Annotated in this window: 23 protein-coding genes; 13 read left to right on the top strand and 10 right to left on the bottom strand. The window is 71.5% G+C overall.

The window, feature by feature from the left end; genetic code table 11:
• Positions 1 to 40: 40 nt before the first annotated feature.
• Positions 41 to 829 (bottom strand): crotonase/enoyl-CoA hydratase family protein, encoded by a 789-nt coding sequence (locus tag MUY14_RS23620; RefSeq protein ID WP_247011903.1) that lies wholly within the window; start codon positions 827 to 829, stop codon positions 41 to 43.
• Between the two features lie 62 nt (positions 830 to 891).
• Here MUY14_RS23620 and MUY14_RS23615 point away from each other — a divergent pair, with 62 nt between their 5' ends.
• Positions 892 to 2508: an acyl-CoA synthetase gene (locus tag MUY14_RS23615; protein ID WP_247011901.1), complete on the top strand. Its 1617-nt coding sequence runs from the start codon at positions 892 to 894 to the stop codon at positions 2506 to 2508.
• A 14-nt stretch (positions 2509 to 2522) separates the two neighbouring features.
• Positions 2523 to 3623, top strand: coding sequence for a nitronate monooxygenase family protein (locus tag MUY14_RS23610; protein ID WP_247011899.1), 1101 nt, complete (start codon positions 2523 to 2525; stop codon positions 3621 to 3623).
• 40 nt (positions 3624 to 3663) lie between these two features.
• Here MUY14_RS23610 and MUY14_RS23605 read toward each other — a convergent pair whose 3' ends face one another.
• A complete protein-coding gene (locus MUY14_RS23605) occupies positions 3664 to 4464 on the bottom strand; it encodes a trypsin-like serine protease (RefSeq protein ID WP_247011898.1) in 801 nt (266 codons plus the stop codon).
• A 312-nt stretch (positions 4465 to 4776) separates the two neighbouring features.
• Between MUY14_RS23605 and MUY14_RS23600 the strand changes: the two genes are divergently transcribed.
• The 7 genes from MUY14_RS23600 to MUY14_RS23570 all read left to right on the top strand — a co-directional run bounded on the left by MUY14_RS23600 (position 4777) and on the right by MUY14_RS23570 (position 10650).
• On the top strand, positions 4777 to 5553 hold the full coding sequence (locus MUY14_RS23600) for a GntR family transcriptional regulator (protein WP_247011896.1): 777 nt from the start codon (positions 4777 to 4779) through the stop codon (positions 5551 to 5553).
• 57 nt (positions 5554 to 5610) lie between these two features.
• Complete coding sequence (locus tag MUY14_RS23595; protein ID WP_247011894.1) at positions 5611 to 5991, top strand: DoxX family protein; 381 nt, start codon at positions 5611 to 5613, stop codon at positions 5989 to 5991.
• 60 nt (positions 5992 to 6051) lie between these two features.
• Positions 6052 to 6519 carry a hypothetical protein gene (locus MUY14_RS23590; protein WP_247011892.1) on the top strand — a complete coding sequence of 156 codons (468 nt, stop codon included), beginning with the start codon at positions 6052 to 6054 and terminating at the stop codon, positions 6517 to 6519.
• 926 nt (positions 6520 to 7445) lie between these two features.
• Positions 7446 to 7943, top strand: a complete 498-nt coding sequence (locus MUY14_RS23585; RefSeq protein WP_315863292.1) for a hypothetical protein — start codon at positions 7446 to 7448, stop codon at positions 7941 to 7943.
• 23 nt (positions 7944 to 7966) lie between these two features.
• On the top strand, positions 7967 to 8404 hold the full coding sequence (locus MUY14_RS23580) for an SRPBCC family protein (RefSeq protein ID WP_247011889.1): 438 nt from the start codon (positions 7967 to 7969) through the stop codon (positions 8402 to 8404).
• A gap of 66 nt (positions 8405 to 8470) precedes the next feature.
• Positions 8471 to 9868: an MFS transporter gene (locus MUY14_RS23575; RefSeq protein ID WP_247011887.1), complete on the top strand. Its 1398-nt coding sequence runs from the start codon at positions 8471 to 8473 to the stop codon at positions 9866 to 9868.
• Positions 9869 to 9969: 101 nt separating this feature from the next.
• Positions 9970 to 10650 carry a septal ring lytic transglycosylase RlpA family protein gene (locus MUY14_RS23570; RefSeq protein ID WP_247011885.1) on the top strand — a complete coding sequence of 227 codons (681 nt, stop codon included), beginning with the start codon at positions 9970 to 9972 and terminating at the stop codon, positions 10648 to 10650.
• A gap of 57 nt (positions 10651 to 10707) precedes the next feature.
• Here MUY14_RS23570 and MUY14_RS23565 read toward each other — a convergent pair whose 3' ends face one another.
• From MUY14_RS23565 to MUY14_RS23550, 4 genes are all read right to left on the bottom strand, one after another.
• On the bottom strand, positions 10708 to 12360 hold the full coding sequence (locus MUY14_RS23565) for a fumarate hydratase (protein WP_247011883.1): 1653 nt from the start codon (positions 12358 to 12360) through the stop codon (positions 10708 to 10710).
• 617 nt (positions 12361 to 12977) lie between these two features.
• Positions 12978 to 14006 carry a sigma-70 family RNA polymerase sigma factor gene (locus MUY14_RS23560; RefSeq protein WP_155542247.1) on the bottom strand — a complete coding sequence of 343 codons (1029 nt, stop codon included), beginning with the start codon at positions 14004 to 14006 and terminating at the stop codon, positions 12978 to 12980.
• A 287-nt stretch (positions 14007 to 14293) separates the two neighbouring features.
• The gene (gene dtd, locus MUY14_RS23555) at positions 14294 to 14719 is read right to left on the bottom strand and encodes a D-aminoacyl-tRNA deacylase (protein ID WP_247011881.1); all 426 of its coding nucleotides are present in this window, start codon (positions 14717 to 14719) and stop codon (positions 14294 to 14296) included.
• A complete protein-coding gene (locus MUY14_RS23550; RefSeq protein WP_247011879.1) occupies positions 14716 to 16221 on the bottom strand; it encodes a methyltransferase in 1506 nt (501 codons plus the stop codon). The genes dtd and MUY14_RS23550 overlap by 4 nt, the downstream gene beginning before the upstream one ends.
• Positions 16222 to 16249: 28 nt before the next feature.
• Here MUY14_RS23550 and MUY14_RS23545 point away from each other — a divergent pair, with 28 nt between their 5' ends.
• Together MUY14_RS23545 and MUY14_RS23540 are read left to right on the top strand one after the other, a co-directional pair.
• Entirely contained in the window at positions 16250 to 17515 is a 1266-nt protein-coding gene (locus MUY14_RS23545; protein WP_247011877.1) for an amidohydrolase, read from the top strand.
• Positions 17516 to 17553: 38 nt separating this feature from the next.
• Positions 17554 to 17868 (top strand): DUF3099 domain-containing protein, encoded by a 315-nt coding sequence (locus MUY14_RS23540; RefSeq protein ID WP_396126587.1) that lies wholly within the window; start codon positions 17554 to 17556, stop codon positions 17866 to 17868.
• Positions 17869 to 17983: 115 nt separating this feature from the next.
• Here the strand turns inward: MUY14_RS23540 and MUY14_RS23535 are convergent, their stop codons facing one another.
• From MUY14_RS23535 to MUY14_RS23520, 4 genes are all read right to left on the bottom strand, one after another.
• Positions 17984 to 18856, bottom strand: coding sequence for a carbohydrate kinase family protein (locus tag MUY14_RS23535; protein WP_247011873.1), 873 nt, complete (start codon positions 18854 to 18856; stop codon positions 17984 to 17986).
• Between the two features lie 73 nt (positions 18857 to 18929).
• Positions 18930 to 19835, bottom strand: coding sequence for a pseudouridine-5'-phosphate glycosidase (locus tag MUY14_RS23530; protein ID WP_247011871.1), 906 nt, complete (start codon positions 19833 to 19835; stop codon positions 18930 to 18932).
• 9 nt (positions 19836 to 19844) lie between these two features.
• Positions 19845 to 20462: an HD domain-containing protein gene (locus MUY14_RS23525; RefSeq protein WP_247011869.1), complete on the bottom strand. Its 618-nt coding sequence runs from the start codon at positions 20460 to 20462 to the stop codon at positions 19845 to 19847.
• On the bottom strand, positions 20462 to 21250 hold the full coding sequence (locus tag MUY14_RS23520) for a sporulation protein (RefSeq protein ID WP_247011867.1): 789 nt from the start codon (positions 21248 to 21250) through the stop codon (positions 20462 to 20464). Before MUY14_RS23520 ends, MUY14_RS23525 begins: the two co-directional genes overlap by 1 nt.
• 58 nt (positions 21251 to 21308) lie before the next feature.
• Here MUY14_RS23520 and MUY14_RS23515 point away from each other — a divergent pair, with 58 nt between their 5' ends.
• Positions 21309 to 21551, top strand: coding sequence for a DUF3039 domain-containing protein (locus MUY14_RS23515; RefSeq protein WP_167379801.1), 243 nt, complete (start codon positions 21309 to 21311; stop codon positions 21549 to 21551).
• 179 nt (positions 21552 to 21730) lie between these two features.
• Positions 21731 to 22567 carry a hypothetical protein gene (locus MUY14_RS23510; RefSeq protein WP_247011865.1) on the top strand — a complete coding sequence of 279 codons (837 nt, stop codon included), beginning with the start codon at positions 21731 to 21733 and terminating at the stop codon, positions 22565 to 22567.
• Positions 22568 to 22617: the final 50 nt, after the last annotated feature.

Below are 22617 nucleotides of genomic sequence, written 5' to 3'. Positions count from 1 at the left end.
CTCCACGTAGTGGCCTGATCCGAGGAGAACGTGTTCCATGTCAGCGGCCGCGGAACTCGGGCTTGCGCTTCTCGCTGAACGCCCGTGGCCCTTCCTTCGCGTCCTCCGACGCGAAGACCTCGATCCCGTACTGCGAGTCGAGCTTGAAGGCCTCCTCCTCGTGCAGGCCCTCGACGTCCCGGATCGTCCGCAGGATCGCCCGCACGGCGACCGGTCCGTTCGCGTTGACCAAAGAAGCCAGCTCGAGGGACTTCGCGAGTGCGGTCCCGTCCGGCACCACGTGCCCGATCAGGCCGATCGCCAACGCCTCGGTGGCGGTCAGGTGGCGGCCGGTCAGCAGGATGTCCGCGGCCACCGTGTACGGGATCTGGCGCGGCAGCCGCACCGCCGACCCGCCCATCGGGAACAGGCCCCACCGGGCCTCCGACACCCCGAACCGGGCGGACTCGCCCGCCACCCGGATGTCCGTCCCCTGGAGGATCTCCGTCCCGCCCGCGATCGCCGGGCCTTCGACCGCCGCGATCAGCGGCTTCGTCAGGCGGCGGCCCTTCAGGAGGCCCGGGATGTGCGCGGGGTTGAACTTGCCCGAGGCGAACGACTCCGAAGGGGAGTTGCGGGACATCGACTTCAGGTCCGCGCCCGCGCAGAACGCGCCGCCCGCGCCGGTCAGGACACAGCTGCGGATCGAGTCGTCCGAATCGACCCGGTCCCAGGCCTCGACCATGATCGCCATCATCTCGCCGGTGATCGCGTTGCGCGCCTCGGGCCGGTTCATCGTGACGACGAGGGTCTGCCCCTCCTGCGAAACCAGCGCGTGCGGTTCACCCACGGAAGACCTCCTGAAGGAGCAGTGCCATTGCCCAGAACGATAACATGTTCTACTTTGAGGGCGTGGCACTCAACATCGCGGATCTTCTGGAGCACGCCGTCGACGCCGTGCCGGAGCGCGTCGCGGTCGTGTGCGGCGACCGGCGGGTCACCTTCGCCGAACTGGAGGCGCGGGCCAACCGGCTCGCCCACCACCTCGCCGCGCACGGCGTGGGACGCGGGTCCCACATCGGGGTCTATTCCCGCAACTCGATCGAGGCCTTGGAGGCGATGATCGCGGCGTACAAGCTGCGCGCGATCGCCGTCAACGTCAACTACCGCTACGTGCACGGCGAGCTCGTCTACCTCTTCACCGACGCCGAGCTCGTCGCGCTCGTGCACGAACGCAGCTACGCCGACAAGGTCGCCGCCGTCCTGCCCGAAACGCCGAAACTGAAACACGTTGTCGTGATCGATGACGGCAGTGGCGGCGATTACGGGAGCTACGGCGGCGTCGACTACGAAACCGCGCTCGAAGCGCAGAGCCCCGAACGCGACTTCGGCGAACGCAGCAACGACGACCTCTACATCCTCTACACCGGCGGCACCACCGGCTACCCGAAGGGCGTGCTCTGGCGGCAGGAGGACGTCTGGCGCGCGCTCGGCGGCGGCATCAACTTCGTCACCGGCGAATACATCCCGGACGAGTGGACGCTCGCCGAGCAGGGCAAGGCCGGGAGCCTGACCCGGCTGCCCGCCGCGCCGCTGATCCACGGCGCCGCGCAGTGGGCCGCGTTCGGGGCGCTGTTCACCGGCAGCCCGGTGGTCTTCGTGCCGCGTTTCGACGCGCACGAGGTCTGGAAAGCCGTGCAGGACAACAAGGTCCAGGTCCTCACGATCGTCGGCGACGCGATGGCGCGGCCGCTGATCGAGGCCTACCGCGAGGGTGATTACGACGCTTCGTCGCTCGTCGCCGTGTCGAGCCACGCCGCGCTGTTCTCGCAGTCGGTGAAGCAGGAATTCGTCGAACTGGTCCCGAACGCCGTGATCACCGACGCCATCGGCTCGTCGGAAAGCGGCTTCACCGGGATCGGCATGGTCGGCAAGGGCTCCGACCACAGCGCCGGCCCCCGGGTCAGCTTCGGCAAGGACGCGATCCTGGTCGACGACGACGGCAAGCTCGTCGAGCCGGCGCCCGGCGCGGTCGGCCTGATCGCGCGCCGCGGGCACGTCCCGCTCGGCTACTACGGGGATCCCGAAAAGAGCAAGAAGATCTTCGTCGAGGTCGAGGGCGTCCGGTACGTCGTGCCGGGCGACTACGCCCGCTACGAGGAGGACGGCACGGTCACGCTGCTCGGCCGCGGCTCCCAGTGCGTCAACACCGGCGGCGAGAAGGTCTACCCGGAGGAGGTCGAAGGGGCGCTCAAGTCGCACCCCGACGTCTTCGACGCCCTGGTCATCGGCATCCCGGACGAACGGCTCGGCCAGCGCGTCGCCGCCGTCGTCCAGCTCCGCGAAGGCGCCGAGCCGGACCTGCCCGCGCTCGAGGAGCACGTGCGGGGCGAGATCGCCGGGTACAAGGTGCCGCGCACGGTCTGGCTGGCCGCCGAGATCGGCCGCTCGCCCAGCGGCAAGCCGGACTACCCGTGGGCCCAGCGCTACGCCGCCGAGCACGAACCGGCGACGGCCCAGCCCGTCTGAGGAGGACACCAGAAGTGCGGACACCCCTGTGCGACCGGCTCGGCATCGACCTGCCGATCATCGGGTTCACGCCCTCGGAGCACGTCGCCGCGGCGCTCAGCCGCGCCGGCGGGCTCGGCGTGCTCGGCTGCGTCCGGTTCAACGACGCGGCCGAGCTCGACCGGGTGCTGACCTGGATGGACGAGAACACCGGCGGCAAGCCCTACGGCGTCGACATCGTGATGCCGGCGAAGATTCCCGCCGAGGGCACCCAGGTCGACCTCTCGAAGCACATCCCGGACGGCCACCGCGCGTTCGTCGACAAGGTGCTGCGCGACCTGTCGGTGCCGCCGCTGCCGGACGACACCGACGAACGCGCGGGGGTGCTCGGCTGGCTGCACTCGGTCGCGCGCTCGCACGTCGAGGTCGCGCTCAACCACCCGATCAAGCTGATCGCCAACGCGCTCGGCTCGCCGCCGGCCGACGTCATCGCCCAGTGCCACGACCGCGGGGTGCCGGTGGCGGCGCTGGCCGGCAAGGCCGAGCACGCGGTGCGGCACGTCGAAAACGGCGTCGACTTAGTGGTGGCCCAGGGCTACGAAGCCGGCGGGCACACCGGGGAAATCGCGTCCATGGTGCTGGTGCCGGAAATCGTCGACGCCGTCGACGTGCCGGTGCTCGCCGCCGGCGGAATCGGTTCCGGGCGGCAGGTGGCCGCGGCGCTCGCGCTGGGCGCGTCCGGCGTCTGGATGGGCTCGATGTGGCTCGCCACCGAGGAGTACCTGCAGACGATGGGCGAGTCGGTGGCGATGCAGCAGGCGCTCGTCGCGGCGTCCTCGGCGGACACCGTGCGGACGCGGATCTACACCGGCAAGCCCGCGCGGCTGCTCAAGACCCGGTGGACCGAGGCGTGGGCCGCGGCGGACGCGCCCGAGCCGTTGCCGATGCCGCTGCAGAACCTGCTGGTTTCCCACGCCCACAACCGGATCCACGCGGCGAACGACCCGAGCGTGGTGTCGATGCCGGTCGGGCAGATCGTGGGCCGGATGAACGCGGTCCGCCCGGTCGCCGACGTCGTCGCGGACCTGGTGAACGGTTACGAAGAAGCACTGTCCCGGTTGGACAAGACGCGCTGAAGGGGGCCCGCCGCGGCGGGCCCCCTCGTCGCGGAAGCGGTTACAGCGAAGCGGCGGCCGCGGCGATCTTCGACGCGAACGTGCTCACCTCGGTGTAGACGCCGGGGGCGTGCGGCCGGGCGCAGCCGTCACCCCAGGACACGATGCCGACCTGGATCCAGGCGTTGTTGTTGTCCCGGCGGAACATCGGGCCGCCCGAGTCGCCCTGGCAGGTGTCGACCCCGCCCGCGGTCAGGTTGCCGGCGCAGATCTCCGCGCTCGGGATCAGGTCGGGGTAGCTGCCGCCCTGGGCCTGGCAGGTGGAGTCGGAAACGAACGGGACGGTCGCCTTCAGCAGGTACCGCTGCTGCGAGCCGCCCTCGGTCGCCGCGCCCCAGCCGGCCACGGTGAACGTGCCGGTGTTGTAGGTCGACGTCGTCGCGATCGGCAGCGTCGAGAGGCCGGTGACCGGGCTCGCGAGCTTGATCAGCGCCCAGTCGCCACCGGTCGAGGTGCCGTAGGTGGGCGACTGGTAGACGTAGGTCGACTTGATCTTCTTGGCGCTCGTGCTCTGCAGGTCGACGACGCCGACGGTCGCCGTGATCGAGGTGTTCGACCCCGTCCGGCTGACGCAGTGGGCGGCGGTCAGCACGATCTGGTTGGTGTACAGCGCCCCGCCGCAGCCCATGGAAAGCCGGACCATGAACGGGAACTCGCCCTGTGCGGCCCGCGTCCCGCCGACGACGTCGGTGGACGGCGGCTGGGCGGCGATCGCCGGAGTGGCGAACGAAGCCGCCGCGGCGACCGCGGCCACCGCGGTGGCGACGTTTCTGAGCAGGGTGAACCAGCGCTTGGGAGCCAAGGGGATCAGTCCTTCCAGTGTCCACTGTGGAAGCCGAGCTCGAGAGCGGCCCCATGACTACACCAGGTGGTCACAGACCGGGACAACCGACTTTCTTCGGATCTTTCGGGCGGTTGGGTGATTTCTCACCGGCGGCGTACCCGGCGTCCGGTTCCGGGCGCGGTGCCCCCGGAATTCACCGGCTGTTTCCCGTCCGTGAACGCCGGACCGGCGGAAATCGCGCCGAACGCATCCGGGTGATCCTCCGGGTAACGGCCGTGTTGCGTGCCACAGCGAACCACCGTGCTCGGGGAACCGAATAGGGTCGATTCCGTGCCCGCCCCTTCGCGCCATTCCCGCCTGTCCGCCGACGGTCCCGTGCTCGACGGGATTCCCGCGCACGGCCGCGTCCCGCGCTACTACGCGGTGAAGGTCGAACTGCTGGCGGTGATCGCGGAACTCGGCGAAGGCGCGGTGCTGCCCACCGAACGGGAATTGTGCGAACGGTTCGAGGTGTCCCGGGCGACCGTGCGCCAGGCGGTGAGCGAACTGGTCCTCGAAGGCAAGCTCAGCCGCCGCCAGGGGAGCGGCACGTACGTCGCCGGCCCGAAGCTCGTCCAGCCGCTGGCCCTGGTCAGCTACACCGAAGGGCTGCGGCGCCAGGGCATCCGGCCGGGCCGCAACGTCATCACGCTGGAGAGGCGCCTGGCCGGCAGCGCGCTCGCCGCCGACCTGCAGGTGACGTCGGACGCCGAAGTGTTCCACCTCGAGCGGGTGCTGCTGGCCGACGAGGAACGCGTCGGGCTGGAGTCGACATATCTCCTCGTCGAGCGGTTCCCGGACCTGCTGGACGTCTTCGACCCGGAGCAGTCGCTGTACGCGTGCCTGAGCGAGCGGCTCGGGGTCGTGTTCGACGGCGCCGAGGAGCGGGTCGAGACGGTGCTGGCGACCCCGCGGGAAGCGCTGCTGATCGGGACCAACCCGGCCCTGCCGATGCTGCTGCTGCACCGCGTTTCGTGGGGGCCGGACGGGGTGCCGTTCGAGCGCGTGCGCTCGCTGTACCGCGGTGACCGGCTGAGCTTCTCGACCCGACTGGGCCGCACGGACTGACTGTCACGTTCCGCCCGGCCGCCTCGTCCCTCCGGTGACACCCACTGGGAGGACACGATGACCGTCGCACTGTGGATCGGCCAGGTACTGCCGGCCGCGATCTTCGCCGTCTCGGGCGCGCTCAAGTCGACCATGTCACGGGAGCGGATGCTGGAAACCGGCCAGACCGGCGCGGCCGCCTACCCGCTGCCCGTGATCCGGTTGACCGCGATCTGCGAGCTGTTCGCGGTGGTGGGCCTGATCCTGCCGGTGCTGCTGGGCATCGCGCCGGCGCTGACCGGCTGGGCGGCCGTCGGGCCGGCCGTGGTGATGGTGGGTGCCATGGCGATGCACGGTCGGCTGGCGATCGCGGGGCACCGGCCGGCGGAATGGCGGAACGTCGGCGTCAACACCCTGATCCTCGCGCTCTGCGTCTTCGTGGCGGCCGGCCGGCTGTGAAGGCGGCGACCGGCGGACCGGTGGATGCAACCGTTTCGGGGTCCGGTCCGTCTGGCAGGTATGCGCACACTGCTGGGTACGGTCCTGCTGCTCCTGACGCTGACCGCGTGCGGAGCCCGTTCGGACTCCGGCGCGACGTCGTCTTCGCCTTCGTCGTCTTCGTCTGCTTCTGTGCCGGCTCCGCCGCCTCCGTCCCAGACGGTCGGCCGCCCGACACAGGGCATCGCCCCGGGCGACGACGTGATAGCGGAGTCCCAGGTCGACGCCCGTTCCCTGCCGGAGGGCTACCCCCGCAGCCTGACCCGCAGCCTCGACGGCAAGACACTGACCCTGCAGGCAGAGGAGGGCGGCTGCCGCCACATCTCGGCGCGCGTCGGTGAGCAGACCGCGCAGCAGGTGGTGGTGCTGATCGCGGTCAGCTCGGCGAAGAAGGGCCAGATGTGCCCGGACTACATCCGCGAGATCACGGTCCCGCTGGCCCTGACCGAGCCGCTCGGCACCCGAACGGTGGTGCTCCACCAGGGCTGACCCCGCCCCGGACGCTGGGAGGGCGCCCCTCGGGAAGCCTGGGGCCGCCCTCCCGGACCACGCGCGGGAGCTTCGGCGGCACTTTCACGTGAAAGTGCCGCCTCTCCTCGCCCCGAACGCTGGGAGGGCGCCCCTCGGGAGGCCCGGGGCTGCCCTCCCGGACCACGCCCGGAAGCTTCGGCGGCGCACTTTCACGTGAAAGTGCCGCCTCTCCTCGCCCCGAACGCTGGGAGGGCGCCCCTCGGGAGGCCCGGGGCTGCCCTCCCGGACCACGCGCGGGAGCTTCGGCGGCGCACTTTCACGTGAAAGTGCCGCCCCGCCCCGGCTCGCCTCGCCCCGCGCCAAGGCCGCCCCACCTCACCCGCGCCAAGGCCGCCTCGACCCCAGCTCGGCCCGCCCCGCCCCGCGCCAAGCCCGCCCCACTCCAGCTCGGCCGCCTCCGGACCTCCAGCTCGGCCCGCCCCCGACCCGCTCGCTGGTCGCGTCGAGCTCACCCGGCCGGCCACGCCCGACCCGATCCCGCCTCGCCCCGCCCCAAGCCCGCCCGGCCGGCTCGCCCCGGACCCGCCTTCTGGCAGGCCACGCTTGCCCGGCCCGCCAGGTCCGACCCGATCCCGCTCCGCCCCGCCGGGCGAGCTCACCCGGCGGGGCGGTCCCGGATCCCGCCCCGCCCGAGGCCCGACCCGGCTGCGCCGGGCTTGCCAGGATTGGCCGCGCCTGGTCCCGCCGAAGCCGATCCCACCTTCGCCCCAGCCCGAGGCCCGGCCGTGCAGTGCCCGCCGCTCCGATCCCGCCGCCCCGGCCCGCGCCCGGCCCCGCCCGAACGCCACATTGGGGCGCTCGCCGCGGAATCCAAGCGGATCGATCTTCCGTGCAACCCCGCACCTCACCCATTCCGTCTTCGGGGCATGAGGTACTTAGCGAAGGTGGTCGGGACAGGCGCGTTCCTGCTGATGGCGACGGCCTGCGCCGGCCAGGACATGCCCACCAGCCAGCCCGCTGCCGGGGGTGATTCCGCCGCGCCGACAGGGAGCGTTTCGACGTCGCCCAGTGAGTCGGTGCTGCCCGGGACGCCGTCGGCGAACCCGCCGGGCAAGCCGCGGCTCACCGTGCCCGAAGGCAGTACGCCGGTGCCGCCGGCCAAGGTCGATGCGACCGCCTTGCCCAGTGGTTTCCCGCACGAGGTGTGGACGGCCAACGGGGGCACCGTGCTCAACATCCGCGCCCAGGAGGGCGGGTGCGGGCACGCCCTCGGCGAGGCGACCGAGCAGGGGGGCGACCACGTCGTCGTCAACCTCAGCGAGACCAAGGCCCAGACCGGCCAGATGTGCACGATGGACATCCGGTACCCGGTGATCTCGGTCGCGCTGGCCGCGCCGCTGGACCAGCGCACCGTGGTGCTGAAGACCACGCCGCCGAAGTGATCACCCTGGCCTAGGCTCGGGTGATGGGAAGCCGCCAGGTCTCACGCACCGCGATCGTCGCCACGACCCCGGAGAAGATCTTCGGGCTCCTGGCCGATCCGGCCCAGCACCCGCTCATCGACGGATCCGGCACGGTCCGGGCCGCCCAGCCGGGAGGTCCGGACCGGCTCTCGCTCGGCGCCACGTTCGGCATGGACATGAAGCTGGGCCCGTCCTACAAGATCCTCAACACCGTGGTCGAATTCGAAGAAGGCCGCCTGATCGCGTGGCGGCACTTCAACGGCCACCGCTGGCGCTGGCGCCTCGAACCCCTCGACGGCGGCCGCACCGAGGTCACCGAGACGTTCGACTGGTCGACGGCGAAGTTCCCGCTGGCCATCACGCTCAGCCCGTTCCCGCGCAAGAACGCCGAGGGCATCGAGAAGACCCTCACGCGGCTCACGGAGCTGTTCCCGGCCTGATGAGGCCCGCACCCAATTAGTTGTACAGTGCTTAATATTGTCCGTGCAACTACTTGCGAGGGTGCGGTGCCCCAGCCCGTCCGGCCCCGGGTCGTCCTGGCCGTCTGCTGTCTGAGCTTGTTCATCGTCGGGCTCGACAACACGATCGTGAACCTCGCCCTGCCGGCGATCCGCGAAGACCTGGGCGCGTCCGTCTCGAGTCTGCAGTGGACGATCGACGCGTACACGCTCGTGCTGGCGAGCCTGCTCATGCTGTCCGGCTCGACCGCCGACCGGATCGGGCGGCGCCGCACGTTCCAGACCGGGCTCGCGCTGTTCAGCCTCGGCTCGCTGCTGTGCGGCGTCGCCCCCAACGTCGGGACGCTGATCGCCTTCCGCGCGCTGCAGGCCATCGGCGGGTCGATGCTGAACCCGGTCGCGCTGTCCATCGTCACCAACGTCTTCACCGAACCCCGCGAGCGCGCCCGCGCGATCGGCGTGTGGGCCGGGGTGGTCGGGCTGAGCATGGCGGTCGGGCCGGTGGTCGGCGGCGCGCTCGTCGGCTGGGCGGGCTGGCGCTCGATCTTCTGGATCAACGTCCCGGTCGGCGTCGCCGCGATCGTGCTGACGGCGTTCTTCGTGCCCGAATCCCGTTCGCCGCACCCGCGCCGCCTCGACCCGTTCGGGCAGCTGCTGGTCATCGTGCTGCTGGCCACGCTCACCTACGCGATCATCGAAGGCCGCGGCGCGGGCTGGACGTCGCCGGAGATCATCGGGTGCTTCGCCGTGGCCGCGATCGCGCTGGCCGTCCTGCTCCCGTATGAGCGGCGGCGCACGGATCCGTTGCTGGAACTGAGGTTCTTCCGCAGCGTCCCGTTCTCCGGCGCGACGCTCACCGCCGTCACCGGCTTCGCGGCGCTGTCCGGGTTCCTCTTCCTCAACTCGCTGTACCTGCAGGACACCCGCGGGTTTTCCGCGCTGCACGCGGGTTTGCTGACGTTGCCGATGGCCGCGGTGACGGCGGTGTGCGCGCCGCTGTCGGGCCGGGTGGTCGCCGCCCGCGGGCCGCGGCTGCCGCTGCTGGTCGCCGGCGCCGGGATCGCCGTGTCCGGCTTCGTGCTCGCCGGGATCGGCCCGGCGACGCCGATTCCGGTGCTGGTGCTGGGTTACGTGTGCTTCGGCGCCGGGTTCGGCATGCTCAACGCGCCGATCACCAACGCCGCGGTGTCGGGGATGCCGCGGGAGCGCGCGGGTCTCGCGGCGGCGGTGGCGTCGACGAGCCGCCAGGTCGGGGCTTCCCTGGGCGTGGCGGTGATCGGCGCGGTCGTCGCGGCGGCGACGCCCGCGGCGGACCGGGTGGCCTGGGTGATCGTCGCGGTCTGCGGGGCGCTGGTGTTCGCGCTGGGCCTGCTCACCACCGGACGCTGGGCGCTGGCCACGGCCGCGCGCGTCAATGGTTCGGACCACGGCGTACCGGTCGGCTGAACTCCGCCGTCGAAGCCGTCGAAAATTTCGCGGATCCGGTGAACCGCCTTCGTTATCGGGCCGTGTCCCGGAGTGAGGTGGTGATCAGAGAGGAGGGGCGCATGCCCCGGTTGAGTAGTGGTCGGCACCGCAAGCAGGCGACCATCGGGCTGGCCGCGTTGCTGGGCGTTTCCGGCATCACCGCGACCGCGATCGCGCTGAGCAGCCCGGCGAGCAACGCGGCCGAAGCTCCCAAGGAGAACTGCGCAGGACTCGACACCGCACTGCAGAACAACCTGAACTTCATCGCGGGCCAGCAGGCGAACCCGGACGCGCAGTCGACGGCGCGCATCGCCAACCGGCAGGCGGTGGTCGACCTGATCCAGCAGCGGCGTCAGGTCGCGGAGTGCACGGCGAACGTCGTGGCGGGCAACGGCCAAGGCGCGCAGGCCCCGGCTGCCCAAGCACCGGCCCAGCAGGCCCCGGCGCAGCAAGGCCGGCCGCAGCAACAGAACCAGCAGCCGGTCCAGTCCGGAGTGGACACCGGCGCCGCCGGCGACGTCGTGTGCGCGGGGTCGACCGTGACGCTCTCGGGCGAAGGCGGCTCACCGGCCGCGTCGAGCAACCAGTTCCCGGCGGGGACCCGGCTGAAGGTGACGAACCTGGACAACTCGAAGTCCACCACGGTGGAAGTCACGTCGGTGTCGGGCAGCTGCACGCTGCTCAACAACGCGGCCTTCGAACAGGTTCGGGAGCCCGGAAAGTTCCTCATCCGGCGCGCGCGGATCGAGCGCGTCGGCTGAGGGAGCAGGGAAGAAAGGGGGCACCGGCGGCGGGCCGGTGTCCCCTTCCCCTGCGTGCTAACGGAAGCTGATCTGCAGCACCGGGTCGCCGGTGCTGGCGAAGAAGTCGTTGCCCTTGTCGTCGATGACGATGAACGCCGGGAAGTCCTCGACCTCGATCTTCCACACGGCTTCCATGCCGAGCTCGGCGTACTCGAGGACGTCGACCTTCTTGATGCAGTCCTGCGCGAGCCGCGCCGCCGGGCCGCCGATCGAGCCGAGGTAGAAGCCGCCGTGCGCCTGGCACGCGGCCGTCACCTGCTTCGAGCGGTTTCCCTTGGCCAGCATGACGAGTGAGCCGCCGGCGGCCTGGAACTGCTCGACGTAGGAGTCCATCCGCCCGGCCGTGGTCGGCCCGAACGAGCCGGACGCGTAGCCCTCGGGCGTCTTCGCCGGGCCGGCGTAGTAGACCGGGTGGTTCTTCAGGTAGTCCGGCATCCCCTCACCGGCGTCGAGGCGCTCGGCGATCTTGGCGTGCGCGATGTCGCGCGCGACGACCAGCGGCCCGGTGAGCGAAAGCCGCGTCTTGACCGGCAGCTGCGAGAGCTGCGCGCGGATCTCGGCCATCGGCCGGTTGAGGTCGACGCTCACGACGTCGTCGGAGAGGTCCTCTTCGGTGACCTCGGGGAGGAACTGCGCCGGGTCGCGCTCGAGCTGTTCGATGAACACGCCGTCGGCGGTGATCTTGGCCTTGGCCTGCCGGTCGGCGGAGCAGGAGACGGCGATGCCGACGGGGCAGGACGCGCCGTGGCGGGGGAGCCGGACGACGCGGACGTCGTGGCAGAAGTACTTGCCGCCGAACTGCGCGCCGATGCCGAACTGCCGGGTCATCTCCAGGACCTGCTGCTCCAGGCTCGGGTCGCGGAAGGCGTGCCCCAGCTCCGAGCCCTCGGTCGGCAGGTTGTCGAGGTAGCGCGCGGAGGCGAGCTTCGCGACCTTGAGGTTGAACTCGGCCGACATCCCGCCCACGACGATCGCGAGGTGGTACGGCGGGCAGGCCGCGGTGCCGAGGCTGCGCAGCTTCTCGTCGAGGAACCGGGCGAGCCGCTTCGGGTTCAGGACGGCCTTGGTTTCCTGGTACAGGAACGTCTTGTTGGCGCTGCCGCCGCCCTTGGCCATGAAGAGGAACTCGTAGGAGGCGTCGCCCTCCTTGTGGTAGAGCTCGATCTGGGCGGGGAGGTTGGTGCCCGTGTTGCGCTCGTCCCAGAAGGTGACCGGCGCCATCTGCGAGTAGCGCAGGTTGAGCTGCTGGTAGGCGTCGAAGATGCCCTGCGAGAGCGCGCGCTCGTCGTCCCCGCCGGTCAGGACGCCCTCACCGCGCTTGCCGACGACGATGGCGGTCCCGGTGTCCTGGCACATGGGCAGCACCCCACCGGCCGAGATGGCGGCGTTGCGCAGCAGGTCCATGGCGACGAACCGGTCGTTCCCGGAGGCTTCGGGGTCATCGACGATGGCGCGCAGCTGCTTCAGGTGTGACGTGCGCAGCAGGTGCTGGATGTCGGTGATGGCGGTGCGCGCGAGGGTGGTGAGCGCTTCGGGATCGATCTTGAGGAAGGTCCGCCCGGCGGCTTCGACGGTCTCGACGCCCTGGTCGGTGACCAGCCGGTATTCGGTGGTGGTGTCCTTGCCCAGCGGGAGGACTTCGGTGTGCTGAAACGTGGTGGACGGCACTGCCAGGCTCCTTTGCCAGCTCCGGGATCCGGTCAGCTTATGCGGCGGGGGAGGGCACGCCGAAGAGGCATGCGGTCACTGTGGGCCACCCCACGCGGTTTGCGTTCGGCTGGGGGGCTCGGTTCCCGCAACCCTGGGCTTGGTTGCCGCAACCCTGGGCTCGGTGTCCCCCACAACCCCGAAGCCCGATTGTGACTACGGCCGGCCGTGTTCTGGCTTCGGATCGGGGTTGCGGGGAGGTCCGGCTGGTGGGGGTGCGCGTGTGCCGCCCCGGTGCGTTCGCGTTGTGCCGCCGGTGCGTTGCGGGAGCTGGTCGGGAGGCCGGGTCCACCCCGACGGACCCGACCTCCCGGGGGAAGCTCCCGGATGCGTGCACACCCGGTCGCGAGGCCGATGCCGGTGCTCGAAGCCGCTCCACGAATGTGGCGTGACCGAAGTCATAAGTCAACGCGGCCGAACGGGTGCCGGCGGAAGGTTGCTACCCAGGCTCGTCGGAGGCAAAACGCGGTTTTCGTGGAAAATTTTCGCGCCGCGCGGAATGCCTGGTCGTCGGCTTGGGCCCACGCCAAAAAAAGAGGGCGGGCGCACGGAGTGCGCCCGCCCTGGAGACGGTCGGGTCAGCTGGCGTAGGCGCGGAGCCGGTCCGCGCGCTCGCCCTGGCGGAGCTTCGACATGACCTCGCGCTCGATCTGGCGGACGCGCTCGCGGGAGAGCCCGAAGTGCTTGCCGATCTGGTCGAGCGTGCGGGGCTGGCCGTCGTCGAGGCCGTAGCGGAGGCGGATGACCTGCTGCTCGCGGTCGTCCAGCGTCGAGAGCACCCGGCGCAGGTCGTCCTGCAGGAGGCTGGAGATGACGGCACTCTCGGCGTCGGTCGCCTCGGAGTCCTCGATGAAGTCGCCCAGCGGAGCGTCTTCCTCGGTGCCGACCGGCATGTCCAGGCTTACCGGGTCACGCGAGTGGTCGAGCAGGTCCGAGATCTTGTGCGCCGGGATGCCCGACTCGGCCGCCAGCTCCTCGTGGGTCGCGTCGCGCCCGAGCTGCTGGTGCAGGTCGCGCTTGATGCGGGCCAGCTTGTTCACCTGTTCCACCAGGTGGACCGGGAGCCGGATCGTGCGTCCCTGGTCGGCCATCCCCCTGGTGATGGCCTGGCGGATCCACCAGGTGGCGTAGGTCGAGAACTTGAACCCCTTGGAGTAGTCGAACTTCTCCACCGCGCGGATCAGACCCAGGTTCCCCTCCTGGATCAGGTCGAGCAGCGGCATCCCCCGGCCGGTGTAGCGCTTGGCGAGCGAGACCACCAGGCGGAGGTTGGCCTCCAGGAGGTGGTTCTTCGCCACGTGACCGTCGCGCACCAGGGCGGAAAGCTCCTTGCGGCGCTTCGGGGTGAGGTTCTCCCCGGTGTCCAGCATGTGCTGGGCGAAGACGCCGGCTTCGATGCGCTTGGCCAGCTCGACTTCGTCGGCCGCGCTGAGCAGGGCCGTCTTGCCGATGCCGTTCAGGTAGACGCGGACGAGGTCGGCGGCGGGGCTCGGGGCGTCGAGGTCGCCGTCGGCGAGCGCCCCCACGCTCACCGGCTCCTCGGACACCTGAGCCGGGATACGCTCGCGAATCCCGCGCGACTCGCGTTCGAGAGTCTGGACTGACATTCTGCCTCCCCGGTCACGGGCTGAACGTGCTGCTGCGGTGGTCCCGCCGGTTCGGCCCCGCGGACCGGGGCCTGTGGATCCCGGTACGCCGGTCCGGCCGGCTTGGCTGGACATCTGGCACAACGCTCCGGGTATCCAAAACGTTCCCGGCTCGCTGAAAAGGAGACGGCTGCCGGCGCGCTCCGGTTGCTCGACCATTGCTGAGCTTTTGCTGAGAACGTTCCGTGACCGGGAAACCTGAGAATCCCATGTGAATCACGTCAGGATCTGAACCATCCCGACGTGGTCTAGACCTCTACGAGAACCGTGTACGGCCCGTCATTGACGCTCGAGACCGCCATCATCGCCCCGAACCGCCCGGTGGCCACCGTGGCGCCGCGGCCGCGCAGCTCGGCCACGACGGCGTCCACCAACGGTTCGGCGACCTCCGGGCGGGCGGCCCGCGTCCACGACGGCCGCCGCCCTTTCTTCGTGTCGCCGTAGAGCGTGAACTGGCTCACCACGAGCAGTGGCGCATTCGCGGTGGCGCATGATTCCTCGTCACGGAGTACGCGCAGCTCGTGCAATTTCCGCGCCATGGTCACGGCCTTCGCCGCGTCGTCGTCGACGTGGATTCCCAGCAGCACCAGCAAACCCGGCTCGTCGATCGCGCCGACGACCTCGCCCTCGACGGTGACGTCGGCCCGGGTGACGCGGGCCGCGACGGCCCTCACTTCCCCGCCGGGACGAGCATCCCGTGCCGGACGAGCTCGCGGACGACGGGCAACGCGGCCGCCGCGAGCTCCGAAGCTTCGAGCCCTTGCGCGGCCGCGAGGAGCTCGATCAGGTCCTCCAGCGGCAGCGTGCCGCGGCACCCCGCCAGGAGCCGCGTCGCCAGTTCGTCGACTTCGTGCTGCCAGCCCGGTCCGTCGGTGCGGTGGAGGCGCCGGATCGACGTCGCCCAGCCTTCGTCGCCGGGTTCCTCGACGCTTTCCAGCAAAACCGTGTCGGGCACCACAAAACGGACATCGAGTAATGAATCACCCGATTCGCGCAGCCATTCCACCCGGTCCAGCCAGCCCGCCGCCTCCGGTCCCAGCGGGTCGTCGTAGGCCTGCCGCAGGTCCTCGCAGACCACCGTGGGGGAGCCCACCCCGGCCGCCCGCCGCAGCGTGACGAAGCCGAACCCGATGCCGCGGACGTCGTTCGCCGCGAACCAGTCGAGCCACGCCGCCGCCTTCGCCCGGCCCTCCGGCGAGCGCGGGTCGAGGCCCGCGTCCCGCAGCCAGGTGCCGACGTAGAGCGCCGGGTCGGCGACGTCGCGTTGCACGAACCACGCGTCGGTCTCGGCGGGCAGCCAGCGGCTCACCCGGTCGGCCCAGTCCTCCTTGCCGGTGTGCAGCCACGAAGCCAGCAGGTGGCCGACGCCGCCGTCGTTCAGGAAGCCCGGCAGCTGCCGCACGACCAGCGCGCTCGCGTCGTCGCCGGCCAGCCCCGAGTCGCGGTAGGTGTAGTCCACCCGCGCCGGGCCGACCACGAACGGCGGATTGCAGACGACCTGGTCGAACTTCCGCCGCGCGACCGGCGCGAACCACTCGCCGCGCAGCAGCTCGACGTCCAGCTCGTTCAGCCGGAACGTCGCCGCGGCGAGCGCCAGCGCCCGCTCGGAGACGTCCGTCGCGGTCACGCGCCGGGCGTGCCGCGCCGCGTGCAGCGCCTGCACGCCGTTGCCGGTGCCGAGGTCGAGCAGGGTGCCGACGGGGTTGCGGCTGGTGGCGCGGATCAGCGAGAGCGACGCGTGGCCGACGCCGAGCACGTGGTCCTCGGGCACGGTGCTGCCGAGGACGTCGGCGTCGAGGTCGGAGACCACCCACCAGGAGCCCTCTTCGTCGCCGTGCGGGCGGACGTCGAGCCCGGCGCGGTACCCGTCGGCGACCGCGGTCAGCAGCCCCGCGGCGACGGCGTCTTCGGGGGCCAGCGGCGCGAACGCGGCCTTGACCGCGGTCTCCGGCTCGGTGCCGCCGAGCAGGAACAGCCGGATCAGCGTGCCGAGTTCGCCGGCGTCGCGGCTGGCGCGCTCGGCGGGCACCGGCTCCCCGCGGCCCAGCGCGGCGTGCGCGGCCCCGCCGAGGGCGGCCACCACGCCGTCGGCGTCGTAGCCGGTGCGGCGGAAGGCTTCGCGCAGCCGCGCGCAGACGTCGTCGTTCAGGTCGGGCAGTACGCTTCGCGTGCTCACGGTGGGTAATGCTGCCACGATGGCTTCCGTGACCCTTGAACACGTCCTCGCCCCGCTCGACGCGGCGCTTCCCGAGCTCGAAGCGCTGTACATCGACCTGCACCGCCACCCCGAGCTCTCCTTCGCCGAGACCCGGACGGCGGCCGAGCTCGCCCGGCGGCTGGAGCGCGACGGCTACGAGGTGCACACCGGCATCGCCGGGACCGGGGTTTTGGGCGTGCTGCGCAACGGCGAGGGGCCCACCGTGCAGCTGCGGGCCGACATCGACGCGCTGCCGGTCGAGGAGAAGACCGGGCTGTCCTACGCCAGCACCGCCCGCGGCACCGACGAGCACGGCAAGGACGTCCCGGTCATGCACGCGTGCGGCCACGACATGCACGCGACCTGGCTTTCCGGGGCCGCCGCGCTGCTGGCCAAGGGGCGGGACACGTGGTCGGGCACGCTGCTGGTGGTGTTCCAGCCCGGCGAGGAGAGCGCGGGCGGCGCGTCGGCGATGGTGGCCGACGGGCTGTTCGACATCGCGGGCAAGCCCGACGTCGTGTTCGGCCAGCACCTGGTGCCCGGCCCGGCGGGCTGGGTGCTCACCCGCCCCGGCGTGATCATGGCCGCGACCGACACGCTGCGCATCACCCTGCACGGCCGCGGCGGGCACGGCTCGCGCCCGGAAACGACCGTCGACCCGGCCGTGCTGGCCGCGTCGGTGGTGCTCAAGCTGCAGACGATCGTCTCGCGCGAGATCGCCGCCACCGACTCCGCCGTGGTCACCGTCGGCTCGCTGCACGTGGGCACCGCGAGCAACGTGATCGCCGACGACGCCGTCCTGGAGGTCAACGTCCGGTCCTTCGACCAGGCCGTCCGCGAGCGGGTGCTGGCCGCGGTCGAGCGGATCGTCAACGGCGAGGCGGCCACGGCGGGGGCGCCGAAGCCGCCGACCGTCGAGCGGTCCGGCGCCTACCCGATCACCGAGAACGACGAGGCCGCCAACGACGCCCTCACCGAGGTCTTCCGCGCCCGCTTCGGCGCCGACGTGGTGCTGCCGGCCCCGCTGGTCACCGGCAGCGAGGACTTCAGCGAGTTCGGCCGCGCGGCCGGCGCGCCCTCGGTGTTCTGGCTGGTCGGCGGCTTCGACCCGGAGACGGTGATCACCGCGATGACCGAGGGCCGCTTCGAGCGCGACGTCCCGTCCAACCACTCGCCGCGGTTCGCCCCGGTGCTGCACCCGACCCTGCGCACCGGGATCGAGACGCTCGTCGCCGCCGCGTTGAGCCGGTTGTCCTACCCAGGTGTCGCGTGAGCGCCGCAGGTGGGACGATGGATCGTGGAGGTGGTGCAGTGACCACGCCCGCCAGCGGCTCGGACCCGGTGCTGATCACCGGGGCGGCCAGGTCGTACGAAGAACAGCTCGCGTCGCGCAAGCGCAAGTACGTGATCATGATGGCGTGCCGGATCCCGTGCCTGATCGCGGCCGGGCTCACCTACCACGTGTGGTGGCTGGCGCTGGGGTTCCTCGCGATCTCGGTGCCGCTGCCGTGGATCGCGGTGCTCATCGCCAACGACCGCCCGCCCCGCAAGGCCGAGGACGTCAACCGGTACGAGCGCGAGCCGAAGGCGATCGAAGGCACGAGCCACCGCGTCATCGACGGCTGAGAGCGTCACTTTCGTAGGGAAAGATGCGTTTCCGGCCGGGCTGAAGCGGCACTTTCCCAGGGAAAGATGCGTGTCCGGCGGGTTGGGACCGCACTTTCCCTGGGAAAGTTCCGGCCTAGGCGGGCTGCGGGCCCACCTTGCCGACGGCCAGCGCGCCCAGCCGCGTCCCGCGCCGCAGCACGTCCACAGTGGACTCACCGGCCAGCCAGCCGGTGAGTACGCCGGCGTCGAACGCGTCACCCGCGCCGGTCGAGTCGAGGCACTCCGCCTCGACCGCGGGCACGCTCGTGACGCCGCCCCCGTCGACCCAGCTGGCGCCGTCCAGCCCGGCCGTCACGACCACCGCGCCGACCGCGTCCAGCAGCTCCTTCGCCGCCGCCGGGTCCGCCGAGCCGGTCAGCGCGACCAGCTCCTCGGTGTTCGGCATCAGCAGGTCGACGCCGCGGACGTCGTCGAGGAAGGCTGCCGGGTCGGTGATGTGCGCGGCCGCCTGGGGATCGACCGAGGTGGTCAACCCGGCTTCGCGAGCGGCGGCCAGCGCCGCCAGCCCGGCCGCCCGCGACGGCGGGTCGAGCAGCACGTACCCGGACAGGTGCAGGTGGCTCGCGCCGGCCAGGGCCTCGGGCGTGACGTCCTCGGGGGCGAAGCGCTGGTTCGCGCCGCGGTCGGCCAGCATGCTGCGCTGCCCGGCGGCGTCGACCATCACCACGACGCAGCACGTCGGCGCGTCGTCGTCGACGGCGAACGCGCACCGCACGCCCGCCGCTTCCAGCTCCGCGCGGATCAGCCGGCCGCCCGGGTCGTTCCCGATCCGCGCGACCAGCGTCGTCTCCGCGCCGAGGGAACGCAGCCACAGCGCGGTGTTCGCGCCCGAGCCGCCGCCGGTGAACCGGATCTTCGCGCGCGCGTCACCGCCGTGCGGCAACGGCTTGTCGTGCCGGGCGATCACGTCCAGGGCCGCGTCGCCGACCACCACGATGCCGCTCATGCGCCGACCTCGCTGACGCTCGGCGCGGCCTGAACGGCGAGCGCTGTGTTGAATGATTCGTTCGCAGGCTCACTCATGCCAGCGCCACCGCGACCTCGGTGGCCAGCTTCGCGTTGTTGAGCACCAGCGCTTCGTTCGCGTCGATGCTCACGCCGCCGCTGGCGGTGTGGAAGTGCTCCAGCAGCACCGGCGTGACGTCGGCGCCGTGCACGCCGCGTTCCGCGACCAGCGCGAGGCCCTCGGCGAGCAGCCGGTCGTGCAGTGCCTTGTCCATTTCGGACGCTTCGGGGATGGGGTTCGCCAGCAGCACGCCGGAACCCGCGTACGCGCGGTGCGCGGCGACCACGGCGGCGGCCTGCTTCGGGTCGTCGACCCGCCAGCCGACCGCGTGCCCGGACGAGCGCAGGTAGAACGCCGGGAAGTCGTCGGTGCGGTACCCCAGCACCGGCACCGAGTTCGTCTCCAGCACCTCGAGGGTGGCCGGGATGTCGAGCACCGACTTCACGCCGGAGCAGACGACCACGGTCGGCACCTTCGCCAGCACGCCGAGGTCCGCCGAGACGTCCCACGACTGCGCGGCGCCGACGTGCACACCGCCGAGCCCGCCGGTGGCGAACATCCCGATCCCGGCGGCGGCGGCCAGCGCCGAGGTGCTCGCCACGGTCGTCGCGCCCGAGCGGCCGAGCCCGACGGCCGGGCCGAGGTCGCGCAGCGACAGCTTGTCCAGCCCGGCGTCCGGCGCGCAGACCCGCTCCAGCTCGGCGGGGGAGAGGCCGACGACGACCCGGCCGTCGAGCACCGCGATCGTGGCCGGGACGGCCCCGCCGTCGCGGACCACGCGCTCGAGGCGGCGGGCGACGTCGAGGTTGCGGCCGGCGGGGAGGCCGTGGGACAGGATGGTGCTCTCCAGCGCGACGACGGGGTGCCCGTCACGCAGCGCCGAGGCGATCTCTTCGTGCAGGTGGAGTGGGGTGGTCACGAGGAACCATCATCGGTGATCGGTCCGCTCGCCACGCCAGTGGGTCAGCTCGGCCGCGAGGTTCTTTTCCGCGGCGCTCGCCCAGCGTGCCCGCGCGGTTCCGCTGCGGTACAGCTCGCGGCCCAGCATGCCTTCGAGGACGGCGATGCGGCCTTCGCGCCAGACGTCGTCCGGGTACTTCGCGTACTCCTCGCGCACGTTCTTCGCGTAGACGGCGTACCGGTCGGGCGGCGCGCCGAGGATGCCGAGGTCGGCGTCGAGCAGGGCGGTCGCGAGGTGGTCGGACGGCGGCGCGTCGTGCGTGATCGTGGCGAGGATCAGGCCTTCGACCCGCTCGACGTGCGCTTCTTCGGCTCCTTCGAGCGCTTCACGGGCCCAGGCCGCGCTGGCCCGTTCGTCTTCGCCGGGCTTCGCGTCGTACACGACGTCGTGCGCCCAGGCGGCGACGGCGAGCACCGCGCGTTCGGTCTCGCCGAGGTCGCCGGCGAGCCAGGCGGAGTCGCGGACGACGGCCGCCGCGTGCTCGAGCGTGTGGTAGTGGCGGTGGGGCTCGGCGTAGCGCGCTTCGAGCCGCGGCCAGGACCCGGCCTCGCCGCCCAGCGCCTCGACGGCGTCGGGCCACTCCATCAGTCGAAGATCCCGCGGGGACGGGCCAGCTGGTCGAACCAGTCCTCGAGCTGCTTCTCCCAGTTCACGTCCGGCTTCATGGTGAACTTCCCGAGGAAGTCCTGCCCGCGCCCGCCGAAGCCGCCGCTCTTGCTCACGCGGACCCGCTTGGTGACTTCGAGGACGACGTCGGTGCGCTCGGCCGAGGTCAGGAAGGTGACCGCGACCTGCGAGAAGATGCTCGCGAAGCGCGGCGAGGGCGCGAAGCGGATCTCCTGGAAGAACGGCAGCTGCTGCTGGGTGCCGTCGACACGGCCCTGTTCGAGGATCGCTTCGCGGAAGGTGAAGCCGGTCCGGCTGAGCGCGTCGAGCACCCGCTTCTGGGCCGGGAGCGGCTCGATCGCGACGGCGTCGGCGTCGAAGGGGTCGCTCACCGCGGCGGCCAGGTCGAGCTCGGCCCGGACGCCGACCGCCATCCCGGTCAACGGCTTGGCGTAGACGCTGGTCACCGGGGTCTCCCAGGGCAACGGCACCTCGAACGGCACCCGGACCTGCTGGCCGGCGCGGATGGTTTCGCGCCCGGCCAGCTGCTGCGTGCCGAACGGGAGGTCTTCGGTCTTGTCCTCGCCGGGCACCTGGACGCGCGCCAGCAGCGTCACCGAGAGGCCCTTGATCTCCTGGTCGACTTCGCCGCCGAGCAGCAGGACCTCGCCGTGCAGCGGACGGCCGGGGGCAGCGGCCGCCTCGAGCAGCCGGGCGTCGATCCGCGCCCCGCCGGAGCCGAACGTCGCGAGCACCTTCTGGAACATGCCGTGGATCCTGCCAGGCCGGGGACCTCCCGCGCGGGGACTCGGGCACAATGGCCGGGTGAGCACCGAGACGCTGACGAAGCCGGAAACCACGCCCGAGGGCACGGACACCACCGACGACGACACGCCCAAGATGTTCCACTACGTGAAGAAGAACAAGATCGCCGAGAGCGCGGTCATGGGCAATCACGTGGTGGCGCTGTGCGGCGAGGTCTTCCCGGTCACGAAGTCGCCGAAGCCCGGCTCGCCGGTCTGCCCGGCGTGCAAGGAGATCTTCGACGGGCTGCGCCCGGGGGAGTGACCCCGGCCTGAATCCCCCGGCGGGGCCGACCCGCCGGGGATTTTCGCTGTCCGGATCGCTGTCCGGAAGCGCACGAATCGGCGAACAAACGTGAAAAACCTTCATTCGGCGGGTGTGCCGGGTGCCGGTGTCCTGGTAGATCCTCCCGTGCCAGGTCCCCTCACCCACCGGAGTCGCACATGCGCAGAACCGGGATCGTGCTCACCCTCGCCGCCCTGCTGGCCGTGGTTTCGCCCGCGCTGGCCCAGGCCGTCACCGGCTGGTCGGAGGTCGGCCGTGACCAGGCCAGAGCCCTCGACGAGAGCCAGGGCCTCGCGACGATCGTGCGGCCGTCGGGCACCATCATCCGCTACACCGGGATCGGCACCATCCCGGCGGACCTGAACTCGCAGGGCTGGAGCCACGTCGGCGACCCGGGCTCGGCCCAGGGCTGGTACGTGGAGCCCTACCAGCGTGACGACCGCGGCGCGAAGCTCTTCCGCGTCCAGGCCCCGGACGGCTCGTGGGCGAACTACAAGCACAACCTCGAGTCCTGGGAGGCGAACAACAACTCGTTCGCCGCGGTGTCCCCGGACGCGCGCTGGCTGGTGGCGGGGGAGTGGGGGACGATGGACCGCCTCCTGGTCCACCCGATGCCGGGCACGGTGTTCACGAACCCGGCGCAGAACCTCCCGTACGCCTCGGCGATCCGCCTCGACCACCCGGTCCGCGACGTCCAGGGCTGCGACTTCCAGACGGCCACCCGCCTGCTCTGCGCATCCGACGACCCGGACGGCAGCCTCTTCGGGACGACGAAGCCGCTGCTGCAGGTCGACCTGGCCGGCGCACTGTCCGGTTCGGACGTCGTCGGGCACGTGACGTCGCTGGGTCAGCTGCCGCTGCGGAGCGGTTGCGGCGGCAACTTCGAGGTCGAGGGGATCGACTTCGACGAGCGGGACAACACGCTGCGGGTGATCGTGATGTCGCCGAGCATCTGCATCCTGTTCGACTCGATGACGTACCGCTTCAAGCAGTGACGCCTACGACGAAGGCCCGCACTTTCACGTGAAAGTGCGGGCCTTCGTCG

Origin of the sequence: Amycolatopsis sp. FBCC-B4732 (genome assembly GCF_023008405.1) — a bacterium.
GTDB lineage: Bacteria > Actinomycetota > Actinomycetes > Mycobacteriales > Pseudonocardiaceae > Amycolatopsis > Amycolatopsis pretoriensis_A.
This window is presented reverse-complemented; position numbering and strand designations above follow the sequence as displayed.